The 16,951-nt window shown below is 58.4% G+C and carries 20 protein-coding genes; 14 read left to right on the forward strand and 6 right to left on the reverse strand.

Features of this window, described 5'->3' with window-relative positions; translation table 11 throughout:
* Nucleotides 1-63 precede the first annotated feature (63 nt).
* The gene (locus CP97_RS03980; RefSeq protein WP_053106533.1) at nt 64-1,254 is read left to right on the forward strand and encodes a phospholipase D-like domain-containing protein; all 1,191 of its coding nucleotides are present in this window, start codon (nt 64-66) and stop codon (nt 1,252-1,254) included.
* A gap of 10 nt (nt 1,255-1,264) precedes the next feature.
* On the opposite strand, the gene CP97_RS03985 is transcribed toward CP97_RS03980, so the two are convergent.
* Nucleotides 1,265-2,137, reverse strand: a complete 873-nt coding sequence (locus CP97_RS03985) for a diacylglycerol kinase family protein (RefSeq protein ID WP_048884886.1) — start codon at nt 2,135-2,137, stop codon at nt 1,265-1,267.
* A 119-nt stretch (nt 2,138-2,256) separates the two neighbouring features.
* Complete coding sequence (locus CP97_RS03990; protein ID WP_048884887.1) at nt 2,257-3,780, reverse strand: replicative DNA helicase; 1,524 nt, start codon at nt 3,778-3,780, stop codon at nt 2,257-2,259.
* 150 nt (nt 3,781-3,930) lie between these two features.
* Between CP97_RS03990 and CP97_RS03995 the strand changes: the two genes are divergently transcribed.
* The 3 genes from CP97_RS03995 to CP97_RS04005 are packed head-to-tail and all read left to right on the forward strand — an operon-like array spanning nt 3,931 to nt 5,600.
* Nucleotides 3,931-4,422 (forward strand): UPF0262 family protein, encoded by a 492-nt coding sequence (locus CP97_RS03995; RefSeq protein ID WP_048884888.1) that lies wholly within the window; start codon nt 3,931-3,933, stop codon nt 4,420-4,422.
* A gap of 33 nt (nt 4,423-4,455) precedes the next feature.
* On the forward strand, nt 4,456-5,154 hold the full coding sequence (locus CP97_RS04000) for a glycoside hydrolase family 25 protein (RefSeq protein ID WP_048884889.1): 699 nt from the start codon (nt 4,456-4,458) through the stop codon (nt 5,152-5,154).
* A 47-nt stretch (nt 5,155-5,201) separates the two neighbouring features.
* Nucleotides 5,202-5,600, forward strand: coding sequence for a hypothetical protein (locus CP97_RS04005; protein ID WP_048884890.1), 399 nt, complete (start codon nt 5,202-5,204; stop codon nt 5,598-5,600).
* Here CP97_RS04005 and CP97_RS04010 read toward each other — a convergent pair.
* On the reverse strand, nt 5,597-6,742 hold the full coding sequence (locus tag CP97_RS04010; RefSeq protein WP_048884891.1) for a M14 family metallopeptidase: 1,146 nt from the start codon (nt 6,740-6,742) through the stop codon (nt 5,597-5,599). The two genes, CP97_RS04005 and CP97_RS04010, sit on opposite strands and share 4 nt — an antisense overlap.
* 9 nt (nt 6,743-6,751) lie before the next feature.
* Nucleotides 6,752-7,354 (reverse strand): DUF4136 domain-containing protein, encoded by a 603-nt coding sequence (locus CP97_RS04015; protein WP_048884892.1) that lies wholly within the window; start codon nt 7,352-7,354, stop codon nt 6,752-6,754.
* Between the two features lie 111 nt (nt 7,355-7,465).
* On the opposite strand from CP97_RS04015, the gene galE reads away from it, so the two are divergent.
* The 3 genes from galE to CP97_RS04030 all read left to right on the forward strand — a co-directional run bounded on the left by galE (nt 7,466) and on the right by CP97_RS04030 (nt 9,393).
* Nucleotides 7,466-8,485, forward strand: a complete 1,020-nt coding sequence (galE, locus tag CP97_RS04020; RefSeq protein ID WP_048884893.1) for a UDP-glucose 4-epimerase GalE — start codon at nt 7,466-7,468, stop codon at nt 8,483-8,485.
* Between the two features lie 87 nt (nt 8,486-8,572).
* Nucleotides 8,573-8,698 carry a type B 50S ribosomal protein L36 gene (gene ykgO / locus CP97_RS04025; RefSeq protein WP_007165381.1) on the forward strand — a complete coding sequence of 42 codons (126 nt, stop codon included), beginning with the start codon at nt 8,573-8,575 and terminating at the stop codon, nt 8,696-8,698.
* A gap of 74 nt (nt 8,699-8,772) precedes the next feature.
* Nucleotides 8,773-9,393: an HAD family hydrolase gene (locus CP97_RS04030; protein WP_048884894.1), complete on the forward strand. Its 621-nt coding sequence runs from the start codon at nt 8,773-8,775 to the stop codon at nt 9,391-9,393.
* 101 nt (nt 9,394-9,494) lie between these two features.
* On the opposite strand, the gene CP97_RS04035 is transcribed toward CP97_RS04030, so the two are convergent.
* Nucleotides 9,495-9,818 (reverse strand): DUF8200 family protein, encoded by a 324-nt coding sequence (locus tag CP97_RS04035; protein WP_048884895.1) that lies wholly within the window; start codon nt 9,816-9,818, stop codon nt 9,495-9,497.
* A gap of 159 nt (nt 9,819-9,977) precedes the next feature.
* Here CP97_RS04035 and CP97_RS04040 point away from each other — a divergent pair, with 159 nt between their 5' ends.
* Complete coding sequence (locus tag CP97_RS04040; protein ID WP_048886703.1) at nt 9,978-10,499, forward strand: winged helix-turn-helix transcriptional regulator; 522 nt, start codon at nt 9,978-9,980, stop codon at nt 10,497-10,499.
* Nucleotides 10,500-10,810: 311 nt separating this feature from the next.
* Here the strand turns inward: CP97_RS04040 and CP97_RS04045 are convergent, their stop codons facing one another.
* Nucleotides 10,811-12,307, reverse strand: a complete 1,497-nt coding sequence (locus CP97_RS04045) for a YifB family Mg chelatase-like AAA ATPase (protein WP_048884896.1) — start codon at nt 12,305-12,307, stop codon at nt 10,811-10,813.
* 141 nt (nt 12,308-12,448) lie between these two features.
* Between CP97_RS04045 and CP97_RS04050 the strand changes: the two genes are divergently transcribed.
* The 6 genes from CP97_RS04050 to yihA all read left to right on the forward strand — a co-directional run bounded on the left by CP97_RS04050 (nt 12,449) and on the right by yihA (nt 16,733).
* A complete protein-coding gene (locus CP97_RS04050) occupies nt 12,449-13,180 on the forward strand; it encodes a hypothetical protein (protein WP_048884897.1) in 732 nt (243 codons plus the stop codon).
* 69 nt (nt 13,181-13,249) lie between these two features.
* Nucleotides 13,250-13,384, forward strand: coding sequence for a 50S ribosomal protein L34 (gene rpmH, locus CP97_RS15835; RefSeq protein ID WP_082863706.1), 135 nt, complete (start codon nt 13,250-13,252; stop codon nt 13,382-13,384).
* A gap of 219 nt (nt 13,385-13,603) precedes the next feature.
* Nucleotides 13,604-14,005: a ribonuclease P protein component gene (gene rnpA / locus CP97_RS04060; protein WP_048884899.1), complete on the forward strand. Its 402-nt coding sequence runs from the start codon at nt 13,604-13,606 to the stop codon at nt 14,003-14,005.
* A complete protein-coding gene (gene yidD / locus CP97_RS15840) occupies nt 14,002-14,211 on the forward strand; it encodes a membrane protein insertion efficiency factor YidD (protein ID WP_082863707.1) in 210 nt (69 codons plus the stop codon). Before rnpA ends, yidD begins: the two co-directional genes overlap by 4 nt.
* Before the next feature lie 52 nt (nt 14,212-14,263).
* On the forward strand, nt 14,264-16,039 hold the full coding sequence (yidC, locus tag CP97_RS04065; RefSeq protein ID WP_048884900.1) for a membrane protein insertase YidC: 1,776 nt from the start codon (nt 14,264-14,266) through the stop codon (nt 16,037-16,039).
* A 49-nt stretch (nt 16,040-16,088) separates the two neighbouring features.
* A complete protein-coding gene (gene yihA / locus CP97_RS04070; protein WP_048884901.1) occupies nt 16,089-16,733 on the forward strand; it encodes a ribosome biogenesis GTP-binding protein YihA/YsxC in 645 nt (214 codons plus the stop codon).
* The last annotated feature ends 218 nt before the right edge of the window (nt 16,734-16,951 follow it).

Below are 16,951 nucleotides of genomic sequence, written 5' to 3' on the forward strand. Positions count from 1 at the left end.
TTAGTCGGGAAGGGCCGGTTCGTCAAGGTTTTCCGCAGGGCAAACCATGCTAACACGCCGGTGATGGATCATCTTCTAGAAACGCCAGACGCAAGTCAGCCCCCCATCTATCAGGATCCCGAACCGTTCAGGGCACAGGCGCATGGCATCACCTTCACTTTCTATCCTGCAGGAAAGGATCGCCGTACTGCGCTTCTCGACATTATCGAGGGTGCAGGTGAAAGCCTGAAAATTGCCTTTTACATATTCGCGCCCGATGGCGTCGGCACTGCGGTGCGCGATGCCTTGGTGGCAGCGGCGCGGCGCGGCGTGGAAGTGACGCTGATCGTCGATGGCTTCGGTGCCACCGCCGATGAAGAATTTTTCGCCGAGATGACCGAAGCGGGCGGCACTTTTTGCGTGTTCATGGCCAAATGGTCGCGCCGCGCATTGATTCGCAACCACCAGAAGATCGTGGTGGCAGACGATAAAGTGGCCATGCTTGGCGGGTTCAATGTGGAGGATGATTACTTCTCCACGCCGCAGGAAGGTGGCTGGCACGATCTGGGCTTCAGGCTGGAGGGCGAGACTGTGGGTCAGATTGCGCGCTGGTTTGCCGAACTTGCTGAATGGGCGGGAGACAAGCAGGCGCAGTTCAATGATATCCGCCGCCGTGTCCGCGAATGGGATAGCGGCAATGGGCCCGTGCAATTGCTGATCGGAGGTCCGACCAAGGGGCTTTCCAGCTGGGCGCGATGCATCAGGGCGGATTTGCGTGAAGGTGAAAGGCTGGACATGGTCATGGCCTATTTTTCGCCGAATACGAATTTGCGCAGACAGATCCGGACCATCGCTCGCCAGGGTAAGGCCAATCTCGTCATGGCGGGCTTAAGTGATAATGCCGCCACCATCGGTGCCAGCCGCGCGCTCTATCGCAAATTACTGGAAGCGGGCGCAAAAGTTTACGAGTTTGAGGTCTGCAAGCTCCATACCAAGCTGATCGTGCTCGACGATGCGGTGTATATGGGCAGTGCCAATTTCGACATGCGCTCGCTTTATCTCAATCTCGAGATCATGCTACGGATAGAGGACGCGGCACTCGCTGAAAGAATGCGCAGTTACATCCACGACCATTTCGCCGCGAGCAAGGAGATAACGGCGGAAAAACACGCTGCACAGGCCACGCCGTGGACCCGCGCAAAATGGTGGGCGAGCTGGTTTCTTGTCGCCGTGCTGGATTATACTGTTTCGCGGCGGCTCAACCTCGGCTTGTGATCTTTGTCCCCTAGCTTTCCGCTTTTCCGGCAAGCACATTCACGTGAAGCGTATCAAACAGGAATTCCGCGCCGGAGGCTACGCTGGCGCGTTCCCCGTCGAACATAAGCTCGATCCGTGAATCGTCATGTGCGCGGCATACGACCCTTGTGGACGTGCCCAGATCGTCATGCGGACCCTGCCGGAAATCATGGCTCAGAATGGCGAGGCCCTGCCTCAGAAAATCGAGGAAATTCTCCTGCAAATAGCCCTGAATCCGGAATGCACCATTTTCAGGGGTGAAGCGGATGCCGGGATAGCCATTATCGCTTCCGATTGGCGGATCGACGACATACACAAATGGTCCCTCTGCGCTCTGAATTATAGCGTCTTTGCTGGCGGCAAGAATGCCCGCCGCTTCCCGTTGGCGAATTTCCTCACGTGCATCGGCCCATAGGGCGGCCGGACCCGCGAGCGTTTCAGCCAGGGCGATATGATCGCCGCACCGCACGACTTCGAGGCGACGGCTCGCAAGTTTGCCTTCGAGAAAGCTATCAAGGACCGCCTCCCAATCGCATTGCTCGAAAAGCTTGTGACACAGGAGATTGGCCGTGCCGCCCGGCAGCGGCAGAACCGCGCCTTCCCATCCGATCAGGTCGCTGACCATGGCGTTTAGGGTGCCATCGCCCCCATGAACGATTACCGTTTCTACGCCGGCGGCGCTTGCCATATCTGCATCGGGCAATGTCTCAGACTGGCAGTCGAAACTGCGCGCCAGGTTAAGGTCGGCTCCGCTCAGGCGCGATGCAATCTCGTCCGCCAGGCCGTCCACATAGCTGCCGCTGGCACTGTTATAGACGAGCCATACAATGGGCTGACCAATGGCAGCCGCGGGCCTTGTCATCGGGAAATTCCTGATATCATCTGCGTGATACGCTTTCCAATTTTTTACCTGGATCGCGCGGATCAATGCGCCTTGTTCAATCAGGTGACAAGCCTCAGCGCGCCGGAAAATCCGCCAGCCTATTCATAACCATAGTCTGAATAATCCTTGATATTGGGCGAGGTGAACTTGGTGAATTCGCTTTGGAAGTGGAGCGGGACATTGCCGGTTGAGCCGTGGCGCTGTTTGGCGACCATCAGCGTTGCGCGGTTCTTCAATTCCAGAAAGCGATCCTCCCAGACTCGGTATTTTTCCTGATCGCTCTCGCTGGAGGTTTCGCTTGGCATGTCGGGGCGCAGGGCCTCGTGGTAATATTCTGCCCGAAAAATAAACCACACCATGTCGGCGTCCTGCTCGATTGAACCTGATTCTCTGAGGTCCGAAAGCATCGGGCGCTTGTCCTCTCGCTGCTCCACCGCACGGCTGAGCTGCGAGAGCGCGATCACCGGCACCTGCAATTCCTTGGCGAGCGTCTTTAGCCCTCGACTGATCTCGGAAATTTCATTCACGCGGTTGTCGCTGGCACGGCCTGAACCCTGCAACAATTGCAGGTAATCGACCACGATCAGCCCGATATCGTGCCGCCGTTTCAGTCGCCGCGCGCGGGTGCGCAGTGCTGAGATGCTGAGTGCGGGCGTATCGTCAATGAACAGCGGCAGTTCCGACAAGCGCTGGGCCGCATAGGACAATTTCTGAAATTCATCACGATTGAGCTTGCCCGAACGCAGCGCTTCGGATGACACCTCTGCCTGTTCTGCAAGGATACGCGTGGCAAGCTGATCAGCGCTCATCTCCAGGCTGAAAAAGGCTGCTGGTGCGCCGTAATTATGCGGGCCGCCATCGCGCTGAAATCGCAAATGCTCTTCGGCGCAATTGAAGGCAATATTCATCGCCAGCGACGATTTGCCCATACCGGGACGCCCGGCAAGGATAATCAGATCGGAATTGTGCAGGCCGGCGGTCTTGTTGTCGATCAGCGCAAGACCGGTGGTTTTCCCCGACAGGCCACCGCCCGAATTCATCGCCGCTTCGACCATACGGATCGCTTCGTGCGATGCACTGCGGAAGCTGGTGCCGGTGTTTTCCGAAGTCGCGCCCTCGGCCACCTCGAACAGACGCGCTTCGGCGCTTTCGATCTGGCGCATCGGTTCCACTTCGTCGGACGTGTCGAGCGCATTTTCAACAAGTTCACGGCCAACGCTGACCAATTCGCGCAAGAGCGCCAGATCATAAATCTGTTGGGCCAGTTCACGCGGCGCAAGCAGACCCTGTCCGTCTGCCGTCAGCTGCGCCAGATAGGCACTGCCGCCCAGTTCCTTCATGCCTTCGTCATTTTCGAAATAGGGACGAAGTGTGACCGGCGTGACGATCATCTGCCGCTCTATCCCCACCAATACGCGATCAAAGATGCGCTGGTGAACGGGCGCGAAGAAATGCTTGGCCGCCAGCTCTATCGGCAATTCTTCCAGCACTCTGTTATCGATCAGCACGGCACCGATGAAAGCCGCCTCCGCTTCCAGATTGGCGGGCAGGCTTCGGCCATGCGACGCGGTTTCGCCGTTGGTGTCGGTATCTGGACGGGTCAGGATTTCTTGGGTTGGCATAAGCGCCCTTCATGCGCAGCCTTTGCCACATGGGCAAGCGCTGGGTTGCGACATTTTACCATCACTGCCTGTGGAAAGCGGGGACGAATTCCCGCCGCCCCGTATTCGCAATTGCAAAACTGCTACCCTGTGGGCCAATAGGGTAGAGTCATGGAACAGGATCAAGACAACCGGATCGATCGAATCACGCTGGACGAGGCGACCGTCATTGCGCGCAATGAAGAGATCGAGAAGGAACGCGAAGTCGCGTTGCGGGACCTGGTGGAAGATAACCTTTTTCGCCCGATGCGCGCATTGGATGATGGGCATGCAGGGCCATGGCTGGTGCATTTGGCGATTGTCGATGGCATGCTGGCACTGTCCCTTCAGGATCGTGCTGGAAGCGATGCCGGCACTATCGGCTTGGGCTTGGCGCGCCTGCGCCGCGTGGTGCGCGAATATTTTGCCATTTGCGATAGCTATTACAAGGCATTGCGCAGGGCCTCCGCTCAGGAAATCGAAACCATCGACATGGCGCGCCGGGCCATCCATGACAGGGGCACACGTCAGTTGGCCGAATCGCTGGATGGCAAGGTCGAAACCGATTTCGAAACCGCACGGCGGTTGTTCACCTTGATTTGCGTGCTGCATATCAAGGGCTGACATCGAAAGTTAACGCAAAAGCAGGGTCGCCCCATGGGCAAGAAGAAGAAAAGCGTATTTCGCTTCTGGATCGAGGCGATGTTGCTGCTCGCACTTGTCGGCACGGGCGGGTTCCTGTGGTGGCAGCGGCAAAGCTGGGCGCCTCCGCGCGCCCAATTTCCGATGCAGGGCGTGGTTACCGGCGCGGCTGATGGCGTGATCGATATATCTGCGCTGCGCACGGCGCGTGCCGATTTCGTTTATCTCGAAGCCAGTTCCGGGGAGAACGGGCGGGACGAAGTCTTTGGCCGCAATCTTGCCGCCCTTGCCGATACTGGAATTCCGCACGGGGCGGTCCATACCTATGACCCATGTATCCCGGCAGAACGGCAGGCCGCCAATTTCGTCACTACCGTGCCGCGCGATCCCACGCTTCTGCCGCCAGCTATCGCGTTGGACAAGCCCGCAAGTGCCTGCGGCGATCCCGTGATCGACGCGGCGCTGGAAAGCGAACTTACCACTTTTATCAACCAGGTCGAAGGCCATGCAGGGCAGCCGGTGGTGCTGAAGGTTAGCGAAGCGTTCGAAGAAACCTATGCCATCGCCTCACGCATCGAGCGCAATCTCTGGCTGGAGAACGATTGGCTGCAACCCGATTATGCCGGGCGGCCATGGACCTTGTGGACCGCCAATGCGCAGCTATCCAATCCCGCTAATGGCGCCAAGATGCGCTGGGTAGTAGTCCAGCAATAGAACCGCATTCAGCCTGCGCTCAGGCTGATTGAGGAAGAGTTCAATCGATGATTAGAGTTCCTGCCGCCGTTGCCGCTCTGGCGTTACTTGCCGTTCCTGCTGCTGCACAGGATCGCGGAATCTTCCTGTTCGATTTCGCTAACGATGAAAATGCTTCGCGTGTCCAGATGGCGGAGCAGGTGGTGGAGGATGCGCAGGACATTGGCGATGCAGCAGTTGTGCTTTGCGCTGGCAGCACCGGGAATCGTGGGCGGGACCAGCGCCGCGAAGTGATGGCCTTGCTTGTAGAGGCTGGTGCAGCGCGACACCGTCTTCTGGATGCTGGCACCTGCACACCACAGATAGCTGGAAGCAGCAGGCAGGCGATTGGCGAGAATCGCGTATGGCTGGCGCTGACTACAGCGACATTTCTGGAGCGCTATCAGCGAGAGGCGATGGGCCTCTAGTCCGCGTCACTTTCCAGCCATTCAACCAGAGCGGCAAGACATTCACGCGCCAGCAGTTTGCAGCGTTCCGGGCTCCACCCCTGCTCTGCATCGGGCCAGTCATCATTATCCTTAAACGGCATTTCCAGCGTCATTGCTGTGGCGCCGAAACGCTGGGCCACCTGATTGGTGCTGATGGCCAGATTGGCCTTGCCGGGCGATGATTTGGGGTAACCCTTAGCGCTCTGAAAATCGGGCGTGCGGCGATCAAGGATGCGTTGATAGCGATATAAGCGCTCACCCATTTCGTCCGTCCATGAAGGGATGCCTTCGAACCCGGCCAGGAACACTGCGGCGATCGCTTCATCACCATGCACGTCCATTGCGAAATCGACACCGCTTTCGTCCATCGCTTTGCGTATGGCGAGCACTTCGGGTGAGGTGTCTGCGCTCGGTTCTGCCCATTCACGATTGAGGTTCACGCCGTCTGCATTGGTGCGCAAATGGCCACGAAAGCTGCCGTCAGGATTGCAGTTTGGCACGATATGGATGCGGCATTTTGCGCGCAATGCACGACCTGTCACATCTGCCGGATCGGTCAGTACTTCAAGCGCGCCTTCCATCCACCATTCGGCCATGCTTTCACCCGGATGCTGGCGCGCATAAAGCCAGACCTGTGTTTCTCCTTCGCCCATTTCGAGGCAATCGAGCGGACGCCCGTCCAGCGTCTGGCCAAGGCGGCGATATGCTACGCCATCCGCGCTTGCCGCTTCTGCGACAAGATCATTGTGACGCTCTATCGAGTAAGGCGCGAAATAGGCGAACCAGGTAATATCGCTTGCAGGTGTGTAACGGATTGTCAGCGTGCCATTGCCCGTATCTGCATCATATTTGCTTTCGGCACGGCCCCAGAATGCACGATCTTCCGAAACGCAGGCATTGTAGCCCGGCCAACCTGCCGGATAGGCGCTGTCTTCCAGCCCTTCAATTTCCAACACGAGTTCGCGCCCCGCCGCGCCGCAGACGCGGAAATGAAACCACTGGGCAAATTCGCTTTTGTAATCGCGCGGGATACGCAGCTTTGCGGTGGCGCCCTTGATGCTGGTGATTTCGATATTGCCGCTGTCAAAAGCAGAATCGATGACAATGTCCATTTCGCTCATGAATGCGCCCTATTCGACTGAAATCGTTTCGCCGGAAACACCGGGGAACTGTTCAAACAAGGCATCGACGATGCGCTGCGCTGCAGCCGTCTCGCTGGCATAATCGCTATTGCTGGTGGCGGTCATGCTGGCGCGGCCTTCCCACAGATTGGCGCCACCTTCCGATGATTTGATCGCAACAAAAAGCTGGCGCTCAATGGATTCGGGCGGGGGACCGCCAAGGCTGTTCAGATTGATGCCAACGCCAACACCGACGCCTGAACCATAGGAGCCGGTGCCACCGCCAACCCCGACACCAACTGGACTGCGGCGGCCTTCACCATCTTCGATATACGCATCAATATCGACGATCGCGACCTGCCCGCCATTTTTCGTGACCACCCGATAACCCAGCGATTGCAGCTCTTGCTGAACAGCATCGGCATAAACGGCGAATGCCAGCGAATCGGCGTCATCGCCTGCAGCGCTGGTAATGTTTATCGTGCCCTGGCCAAGGAAGGCTGGTGTATTACCAACAAAGCGTGTCACTTCCACAGGTGAGACATAGGCGGGGGTAGCGCAGCCCGTGGCAAGGGCGCAGGCGGCAAGCAAGGCTATGGCGGATTGTTTCATACTTGCATAAACGCATGAAACGCTTCCGCGTGCCAGCCCTTCTCATGATTTTGTTCCGACTGCGGTCAGCGTAAGTTGCTGCTTAAGAAGATCGTGCTAGGCGATTGTCCGATGACCAAGAAAACTTCAGTCCTCGTTACCGGCGGTGCCGGATATATTGGCAGCCACGCCGTGCTGGTCTTGCGCGATGCAGGATGGCCTGTTGCAGTGATTGATAATCTTTCAACGGGCTTTCGCTTTGCCGTGCCCGAAGATGTTCCCTTGTATGAAGGCGATATTGCCGATGGCGCGCTTGTGGCGCGTATCTTCGCTGAACAGGGCATGGGCGGCGGCACCGGTGCGATCATGCATTTTGCAGGCTCCATCGTGGTCCCCGAAAGTGTCGAAAAGCCGCTCTGTTATTATGCGAACAACACGGTCAAAAGCCGCGCATTGATGGAAGCGGCAGTGGATGGTGGGGTGCCGCACTTCATCTTCAGTTCGACAGCGGCGACCTATGGCGTGCCAGATGTCTCGCCGGTGGATGAAGATGCGCCGAAGCAGCCGATCAATCCCTATGGCTGGTCCAAGCTGATGACGGAGCAGATGCTGGCGGACACCGCTGCCGCGCATGATCTGAACTTCTGCGCCCTGCGTTATTTCAATGTCGCAGGGGCCGATCCGCAGGGACGCAGCGGGCAATCGACTGCAGGGGCAACCCATCTGATCAAGGTCGCGGTTGAAGCGGCGCTGGGCAAGCGCGCCAGCGTAAGCGTGTTCGGTAGCGATTACGACACAGCCGATGGCACCGGCGTGCGCGATTATATTCACGTCAGCGATCTGGCGGCTGCCCATGTGCTGGCGCTCGATGCGCTGATTGCACAGCCTGACGTTTCGATGACGATGAATTGCGGCTATGGCCGCGGTTTCTCTGTTCTCGAAGTGCTGGATGCAGTGGACCGGGTGACCAATCTGAAAATCGAGCGGGTGCAGGAGGGGCGCCGAGCGGGCGATCCCGATTCGCTTATCTCCGATCCTGCGCGGATCAAGGCGACGTTGCCGTGGCAGCCGCAACATGCCAATCTCGACACCATCGTAACCCACGCCCTGGCGTGGGAGCGTAAGCTGGCCGAAATACGGGGAAACGGTTGACTTCGTTTCATCAGCGCCGTATCGGCGCGCCTTGAATTTCCGGCTTTCCAGACCATCTTGAATGCCGACAGTTTTCGGGAAAATACCATGAAGATCCGCAACAGCCTCAAGTCGCTGAAGAACCGCCATCGCGATTGCCGCGTTATTCGTCGGCGTGGTCGCACCTATGTGATCAACAAGACCAACCGTCGCTTCAAGGCCCGCCAGGGCTGATACAGCGATGATGCCGGTGCATCTGCCCGGTATCGGTCCCTTGCAAAGCCCCCGCCGCAACGGGGGCTTTTTGCGTGTCTGACCCGCACAGGCCCACCGCGGTTGTGTTCGATGTTGGCCGTGTCCTCATCCAGTGGGATTTGCGTCACCTGTTCGCCAAATTGATTGGCGATCCGCAGGAAGTTGAATGGTTTGTCACCAATGTGGTGACCGAAAAATGGCATCACCAACATGACGAAGGTCGCGCGCTGGCCGACATGATGCCAGAACGAATTGCGCAGTTTCCCGATTATGCGGCGCATATCCGCGCCTATGCTTCGCGGTTCAACGAGACGATCCCCGGTCCTGTGCCCGGATCGCATGAGATCGTGCGCCAATTGGCAGCTCAGGGCGTTCCATTATTCGGGCTGACCAATTTCGGTGAAGAATTCTGGGCAGGTTTCCGCCCGACGGAGCCCTTGTTCGACCTGTTTAAAGATATCGTGGTTTCCGGCACGGAAAAGTGCGCCAAGCCTGGACCGCGCATCTATGAAATCGCTGAAGCCCGCTTTGGAATTGCGCCTCAGCATTTGCTCTTCATTGATGATAAGGCAGAAAACATTGCGGCAGCGCGCGCACGTGGTTGGCATGGGCACGTGTTTGAAGACGCCGCGAGGCTGGAACAGTGCCTTGAGGGTCACGGCCTGCTCGGCTGAACCGGCCAGCGCTTCCCCTTACAAAAAGGCCCCGACGCGAAGAGCGCCGGGGCAATCGTGAGCTGCCGGATGGAGAGGCAGCTGGGAAAAAGGGATATTGTCTAGCCGTTGCAGCGGGCCAGCTGACTTTCGGAGATAGGCTCTCCTTGCACGGCGAAGCTGGTAATTTCGCCGATATTGCGGCGCAATTCACTACACACGCGGATCGGTCGGTCACCACTGCGCGGGCCAGCGCATGTCGTACCTTCACAAGTGAATACCACGCCACCGGCAATCGCACGGGTTTCATCCGTCGGTTCCGCCAGTTCAACAGCGAAATAAGGCCCGCTGGCTTGACCAGGAAAGGCGATCGCAGTCGAGACCGGTGCCGCAATAGCCCCAAGCGACAGCAGGGCGGCAAATGAGAAAATTGCGGAACGTGGCATATGTGCGGAAATCCTTCTCAACAACGAGTGGGTTGCATTTGACAACCAGTTGCGGTTTGCTACCTATTCAGACAGATTTCGATTCGCAACCCTTCATTGCGAATATTTTTGGTTTCCGCGCATTCCGCTGTAGAAGATGTGTTGGAAAGAGATGCAATTATGGGAATAAGAGAACCGCTAAGGGAAATTGGCTGCGGCTTGCCACACGCGCTGGAAGTGATGGGCGAGCGCTGGTCATTCCTTATTCTGCGCGCTGCATTCAACGGGATGTATCATTTCGAAGAATTTTCCCAGCAGTTGGGCATAGCGCGCAATATCCTCTCCAGCCGTCTGGCCAAACTTGTGCGCAATGGCGTGTTGGAACGCACACCCTCTGAGCACGACCGGCGCAAGGTGGAATATCGCCTGACGGAAAAAGGTCTGGATCTATTGCCTGCGATGCTTGCGCTGCGCCAGTGGGGCGAACGCTATACGCAAGACGTCAGTCCTGATCTTGTGCTGGTGGACCGTCGTGATGGCCAGCCGATTGCGCCCATTGGCATCCGTGCACATGACGGGCGCGATTTGGCGTGGGAAGAACTTGGCTGGCAGACGCCTGACAAGATTGGCGAACCCGTGATTCGTAGCGATAACAGCTATCCCAAGGCGAAATTCGCTCACGAGCAAGAGGATTTTTGTTGAGCGCCAAGGGCGGTGCACCTGCCAGATCAGGCGATGGACGATATATCCTTGTGCGCGGCCGATTATGGCGCGCAACAAATCCCGCAGCGTGGTTTCTTCGCCCTTCCTTCTAGATGCGCATCACGTCCTAACATGAGGGTGACGTGTCATTGTTCGCATTGTGGAAAGGTCAGTGCGAGCACTTTGTTTTTGTGACAGCGCAAAACAATTTGGCGGGCGCCCTGGCAAAACTGTTTCGTTAAGCTCGTGAATATTGAAAGGTTATTCGTAGCAGACACACCTCCACTCGTCCTATCCGACCATCGCATTGCCTAGGCACGCGGAGGTTGGCGGCGATAGGACAGTGCCTCTGCCACATGCATACGGCTGACCTGACCCGTCCCTGCCAGATCTGCAATTGTGCGCGCCACGCGCAGCATGCGGACATAAGCGCGCGCAGACAGGCGCATGGTTTCGGCGGCCTGCAACAATAACGCACGGCCCGCATCGTCTGGGCTGGCGTGTTCTTCCAGCGCATCGCCATCCAGTTCCGCATTGGAACGCACCCCGCGTGCAATCTGCAATTGCCGCGCCGCTACAACCCGCGCGGCAACTTCGGCGCTTCCTTCTGCCGGAGGAGGCAGAGCGAGATCGGCGGCACTGACCGGATCGACTTCGACATGCAGATCAATCCGGTCAAGCATCGGCCCTGAAACCTTGGACTGATAATCTACCGCGCAGCGGGGCGCGCGGCTGCATGCAAGTGCCGGATCGCCCAGATGGCCGCAGCGGCACGGGTTCATCGCCGCCACCAATTGCACACGCGCGGGGTAGGCGACATGGGCATTGGCGCGCGCCACATCGACCTTGCCTGTTTCCAATGGCTGGCGCAGCGAATCGAGCACGCCACGCTGGAATTCGGGCAATTCATCGAGGAACAATACGCCCAGATGGGCCAGGCTGATTTCACCAGGGCGGACCCGCAGCCCGCCGCCGGTAAGCGCGGCCATGCTGGCGGAATGATGTGGCGCTCGGAAAGGGCGGGCGCGGCTGATGCGGCCACTTTCAAGCGTCCCGGCAACGCTGGCAACCATGCTCACTTCCAGCGCTTCGGGCGGGCTTAGCGGTGGGAGAATGCCCGGCAGGCAGGAAGCCAGCAGCGATTTGCCCGCTCCGGGTGGCCCGTTCATCAGCAAATTATGTCCGCCAGCAGCTGCGATTTCCAACGCACGCTTGGCTGTTTCCTGACCTTTGACCTGCTTGAGATCCGGCCCATGCGCGGTGTCATCCACTTCGCCCGGTTCCGGATCGGGCAAGCGCTGTGTGCCTTTCAGATAATTGAGCAGACTGGTCAGATCGGGTGCGGCGCAGACCCGCACATCGCTTGCCCAACGGGCCTCCGGCCCTTGCGTGCGCGGACAGATCAGCCCTTTGTCCGTTTCACTAGCATGAAGTGCGGCAAGCAAGACGCCCGGTGACCCTACGATGCGTCCGTCCAGCGCCAATTCGCCCACAGCGACCCATTCGCTTATGGTTTCTGCATCGACCACATCCATCGCAGCCAGCAATGCCAGCGCAATCGGCAGATCGTAATGCGAACCTTCTTTGGGCAGGTCCGCCGGAGAAAGATTGATGGTGATCCGTTTGGGGGGGAGCGAAAGGCCCATCGCCGATAGCGCGGCCTGCACCCTTTCTCGACTTTCACCAACAGCCTTGTCAGGCAGCCCGACTATGGAAAAGCGCGGCATTCCGGCTGCAAGCTGGCATTGCACTTCCACGCTGCGCGCTTCCAGCCCGAGATAGGCGACCGTCGAAACCAGTGAAACCAAGTAGAACCCCTTTGTCGCGGGAGTGATAGCGCGCCTCGCAGCGCTGTCGAGATGTTAAGATGCAGGCTTGTGGGCATTAACCCCATGGCAACCGCATAAATTGGCAATTGCGAAGGACCGGGCTGGCATCTTCGCATCGTCATGGCGCGCAAACCTCCTCTCATGTCCAGCATCCTGGCGGCGATATCCGTTTCCCTTGCTGCTCCTGCCTCAGCCGATGATACAAATCCGCGTTCGGTCTCACGCTATGTTTCACCGCAGCATGCAGCAACGGAAACCAGCGCAATTGCCGCCATCGGGCCGTTTCGCGTGTTGGATGGCGCCAGAGTGGCTCTCGTCGACATAACCGATTCGCGCTCTCCCGCGCAGTTCGCAGCGTTGCTTGAGGCCTATCCACACATTGCTGTGATCGAGTTTGTCGAGGCGCCCGGCACACATGATGATCTCGCCAATTTGCAGCTTGGGCGGATGATCCGTGCACGCGGCATTGCCACCATCGCGCCCGAAGGCGGCTCTATCCGGTCTGGCGCGGTTGAACTGTTTATCGCAGGGGCTGCCCGTTACATTGACGAGGCAGCCGAGTTTGCCGTGCATGGCTGGACGGACGATCGCGGACTTGGCGCTGAAGACTATCCCGCACAGGCGCCCGAACACCGCCGCTACATCGATTATTATATGGAGATGGACATGAACATCCAGCAGGCGCAGGCCTTCTATGCGATGACCAATACTGTCTCTTTCGATCAGGCATTGTGGTTGACGGGTAGTGAAATGCGTGGCTGGTTGGATGATGCCACTATGCTAGCGGAACAGGCACAGGGTGCACCAATTCTCAGCGCCTCACGGCTTGACTTCCACCCGGTGCTTCAGTAAGCGCCCGCCTGTAATCAGTGGCTGCCCTCGATTGGCGGCCCTTTTCTATTCTAATCGAGGTATTCGACCATGAAGCGCACTTTCCAGCCGAGCAATCTTGTGCGCGCTCGCCGCCACGGCTTTTTTGCCCGTAAGTCCACCGTTGGTGGCCGCAAAGTATTGCGCAATCGCCGTCGTCGCGGCCGCAAGAAACTCTGCGCCTGATCCTGTCTTCGCTTGCCCTGCGGGGCGGGTGATCATGATTTGCGGGCAGCGCGTGTTGCCCGCATGGCAATTGGCCTGATGGCCCTGCGGGTCCCTTTCATGGGGCCCGTTTTCATTGAATCTGTTCGGATATGATCTGAACATTCAATCACGAAGGACAAGCGGGCTGGCGGGCACAAATGATTCCCCATCCTGTCCGGTGCATCCTATCTTCATCTCATGACACCAAGCGTTCTCACCCGTCGCGCTGATTTCTTGGCGGCGAATCGCGGCCTGCGCGTGGCGCGCCCCGGCTTTGTCCTGCTGGCGCGGCCCAATGACGGGGCGGGGATGCGTTATGGCATCACGGTGACCAAAAAGATCGGCAATGCCGTCGTGCGTAACCGGATGAAGCGGCGTTTCCGAGAATTGCTGCGCGCCGCGCTGCCTGAACATGGTCTGCCAGATCACGATCACGTATTGATCGGACGGGAGGGCGGGGTAGAGCGCGATTTCGCTCAATTGGCGGATGAACTCGACATCGCTCTCCAGCGCGTGGCAGATGGCAAGGGTGAGAGGCCAAGGCGACCGCGAAGGGGCGATCGCACCAGCGGCAAAGCTGCCGGAAAGGGCGGCGCGTGAAGCAGGTGCTGATCCTTATTGCGCGGTTCTGGCAGCTCGGGCCAAGCCGTATCCTGCCGCCAACCTGCCGTTTCCAGCCAAGCTGCAGTGCCTATGCAATCGGGGCTCTGCAAAGACACGGGGCGATTCGGGGTGGATGGCTCGCGCTTAAGCGTATACTGCGCTGCAATCCTTGGGGGGGGCACGGGCATGATCCCGTGCCATAGGCGCCCTTCACAACAACAATGTGCCACCGATAGTCGCGACGGATAAATCACCTTGGACAACCAACGTAACCTGATCATTGCCGTCGTGCTGAGCGCGATCCTGCTGTTTGGCTGGGATTTCGCCATGCGCACCTATTTCCCAGAGGATGAGACCCCCGCGAACATGGCAAGTCGCGAGGACGCGCCATCGGCTCGTGCCGACGGTGCCATCGATGTCGGCAACGGGAGTGCGGGCATTGACGCACCGCAGGTGGTCGATGTGGATACCGCGCTGGCCTCTGCCGACCGCATCATCATCGACGCGCCGGAAATTCTCGGCTCAATCAATCCCGTCGGTGGACGGGTGGACGATATCGATCTCAAGACGCACCGCCAGACGGTGGAAGAAGACAGCGGCCCGATCCGGCTGATGTCGCCCGCGGGTACACCTGGCCAGCATTTCGCCCAGTTCGGCTGGGTGGGTGAAGGCGTTGCGCTGCCGGGAGCAGATACGCCCTGGCAAGTGATCGCGGGTGATCAGCTGGCGCAGGAAACCCCAGTGACACTGGGCTGGGACAACGGGCAGGGCCTCAGTTTTGCGCTGCGTTTCGCAATTGATGAACATTACATGCTCACCGTCAGCCAGGCCGTGCGCAACACTGGCACCGGCTCAGTTGCGCTGCGGCCCTATGCCTTCATCAACCGCACCAGTGCAAATGCCAGCAAGAGCACATGGAATGTTCACTCCGGCCCTATTGCGGCAAGCGGCGAAGGCGTGAATTTCGACTGGGATTATGATGAAGTGCTGGAAGAAGGCCCGGTCGAACTGGGCAATGGCACCGATTGGGTCGGCTTTACGGACATCTATTGGCTGTCTGCTCTCATCACGCAGGAAGGGCAGGGTGCATCGGGGGCCTTCCGGTCAACGGGCGGCGAAACCTACCGAGCCGACCTCATCTATGATCCGATCAATGTGGGGGCCGGACAGACGGTTACCCGGACTACGCGCCTGTTTGCCGGCGCAAAGGAAAGCGCGGTTCTTTCTGAATATGCGAATCAGGGGGTAGAGAATTTCAACCTCGCCATCGACTGGGGCTGGTTCCGGCTGATTGCCTGGCCGATGTGGCAGGTGCTGATCTTCCTGTTCGGTTTGCTGGGCAATTTTGGCCTGGCGATTATCGGCCTGACGCTGATCATCCGCCTGCTCCTGTTCCCCATCGCGCAAAAACAGTTCCATTCGATGGCGCAGATGCGCGCTGTTCAGCCGAAGATGAAGGCGCTGCAGGAACGCTACAAGGAAGACAAGCCGCAATTGCAGCAGGAAATGGCCAAGCTCTACAAGGAGGAAAAGGTCAATCCGCTGGCAGGTTGTCTGCCGATCTTCATCCAGATCCCGATCTTCTTTGCGCTTTACAAGGTGCTGCTGCTGGCCATCGAAATGCGGCATGAACCGTTTTTCGGCTGGCTGCGCGATCTTTCCGCGCCCGACCCGGCGACCATCCTCAATCTGTTCGGCCTTCTGCCTTTCGATCCGCCTGGCTTCCTTGCCATCGGCGTGCTGGCGGTGTTGCTGGGCTTTACCATGTGGTTGCAGTTCAAGCTCAACCCCGCCGCGATGGATCCGATGCAGCAGCAGATATTCATGATCATGCCGTGGGTTCTGATGTTCGTCATGGCGCCCTTTGCAGCCGGACTGCTGCTTTACTGGATCAGCAACAATGTGCTGACCCTGGCGCAGCAGAAATATCTCTACATGCGCAACCCGCAATTGCGCATGCAGATGGAAAAGGACCGCGAAGAAAAACTGCGTGCGGCAGAACGCGAGAAAGCAGATAAGGCGCAAGAGTGATCGCTGGCGCCGCGCACTGGCTCCGCTTTTCACAAGCCCGGGAATTGTCATGACACCTGAAGAGGAAAAGCAGCTGGCGGATGAGGCAAAGCGCCTGTTTTCGGGACGTGTGGAATTCCTGCTGTCCGCTCCGCAGTTGAAGTTCCTGCCAGAGCCCGATTTTCCTGAAGTCGCCTTTTGCGGACGTTCGAATGTCGGCAAGAGTTCGCTTATCAATGCGCTCACGGGACGGCGAAGCATTGCCCGCACATCGGTAACCCCGGGGCGGACGCAGGAACTCAACTTTTTCGAAGTGGGCGAGCCTACCGAGTTCCGGCTGGTCGATATGCCCGGTTACGGCTTTGCCAAGGCCCCGCTCAAAGTGGTCGAAAAATGGCGCAAGCTGGTGCGCACATTCTTGCGCGGTCGTGTTCCGCTGCGCCGGACGATGGTGTTGGTGGATAGCCGCCACGGCTTGAAGGATAGCGATCGCGACATGATGACCATCCTGGACGAGGCAGCTGTCGGCTATCGGCTGGTGTTGACCAAGGCTGACAAGATCAAGGCTTCCGAGCTGGAGAAGGTGGCTGCGCTCGTTGCGCAAGAGGCGCGCAAACATCCGGCGGCTTTTCCGCAAATCCATATCACCAGTGCAGAAAAAGGCATGGGGCTGGATGAACTGCGGGCAGCCATGTTGTTCGACGTGCGCGACTAACCAGACCGTTAACCGTCAGACCAAAGCGATCTGGCGACAGTACTCGCCGGGGGTATTTCTGCGTCAGGAACGCGCGCTTCAGGCAGAAAAAAGGGCGCCGGAGGCACCCTTTTTTGCTTAGCTGGTAAAAGCTCAGCCGCCGTCACGGCCACCGAGCAACCAGTCCCAAAAGCCACGTCCCATGTTGCATCTCCTTGGTTAACTAGGAGACACAATCG

Source organism: Aurantiacibacter atlanticus, assembly GCF_001077815.2.
Lineage (GTDB): Bacteria > Pseudomonadota > Alphaproteobacteria > Sphingomonadales > Sphingomonadaceae > Alteraurantiacibacter > Alteraurantiacibacter atlanticus.

Coding starts and splice junctions, on each gene's coding strand:
- CP97_RS03980 (WP_053106533.1), top strand. CDS start 64: ATGGATCATCTTCTAGAAACGCCAGACGCAAGTCAGCCCCCCATCTAT.
- CP97_RS03985 (WP_048884886.1), bottom strand. CDS start 2,137: ATGACAAGGCCCGCGGCTGCCATTGGTCAGCCCATTGTATGGCTCGTC.
- CP97_RS03990 (WP_048884887.1), bottom strand. CDS start 3,780: ATGCCAACCCAAGAAATCCTGACCCGTCCAGATACCGACACCAACGGC.
- CP97_RS03995 (WP_048884888.1), top strand. CDS start 3,931: ATGGAACAGGATCAAGACAACCGGATCGATCGAATCACGCTGGACGAG.
- CP97_RS04000 (WP_048884889.1), top strand. CDS start 4,456: ATGGGCAAGAAGAAGAAAAGCGTATTTCGCTTCTGGATCGAGGCGATG.
- CP97_RS04005 (WP_048884890.1), top strand. CDS start 5,202: ATGATTAGAGTTCCTGCCGCCGTTGCCGCTCTGGCGTTACTTGCCGTT.
- CP97_RS04010 (WP_048884891.1), bottom strand. CDS start 6,742: ATGAGCGAAATGGACATTGTCATCGATTCTGCTTTTGACAGCGGCAAT.
- CP97_RS04015 (WP_048884892.1), bottom strand. CDS start 7,354: ATGAAACAATCCGCCATAGCCTTGCTTGCCGCCTGCGCCCTTGCCACG.
- galE (WP_048884893.1), top strand. CDS start 7,466: ATGACCAAGAAAACTTCAGTCCTCGTTACCGGCGGTGCCGGATATATT.
- ykgO (WP_007165381.1), top strand. CDS start 8,573: ATGAAGATCCGCAACAGCCTCAAGTCGCTGAAGAACCGCCATCGCGAT.
- CP97_RS04035 (WP_048884895.1), bottom strand. CDS start 9,818: ATGCCACGTTCCGCAATTTTCTCATTTGCCGCCCTGCTGTCGCTTGGG.
- CP97_RS04040 (WP_048886703.1), top strand. CDS start 9,978: ATGGGAATAAGAGAACCGCTAAGGGAAATTGGCTGCGGCTTGCCACAC.
- CP97_RS04050 (WP_048884897.1), top strand. CDS start 12,449: ATGGCGCGCAAACCTCCTCTCATGTCCAGCATCCTGGCGGCGATATCC.
- rpmH (WP_082863706.1), top strand. CDS start 13,250: ATGAAGCGCACTTTCCAGCCGAGCAATCTTGTGCGCGCTCGCCGCCAC.
- rnpA (WP_048884899.1), top strand. CDS start 13,604: ATGACACCAAGCGTTCTCACCCGTCGCGCTGATTTCTTGGCGGCGAAT.
- yihA (WP_048884901.1), top strand. CDS start 16,089: ATGACACCTGAAGAGGAAAAGCAGCTGGCGGATGAGGCAAAGCGCCTG.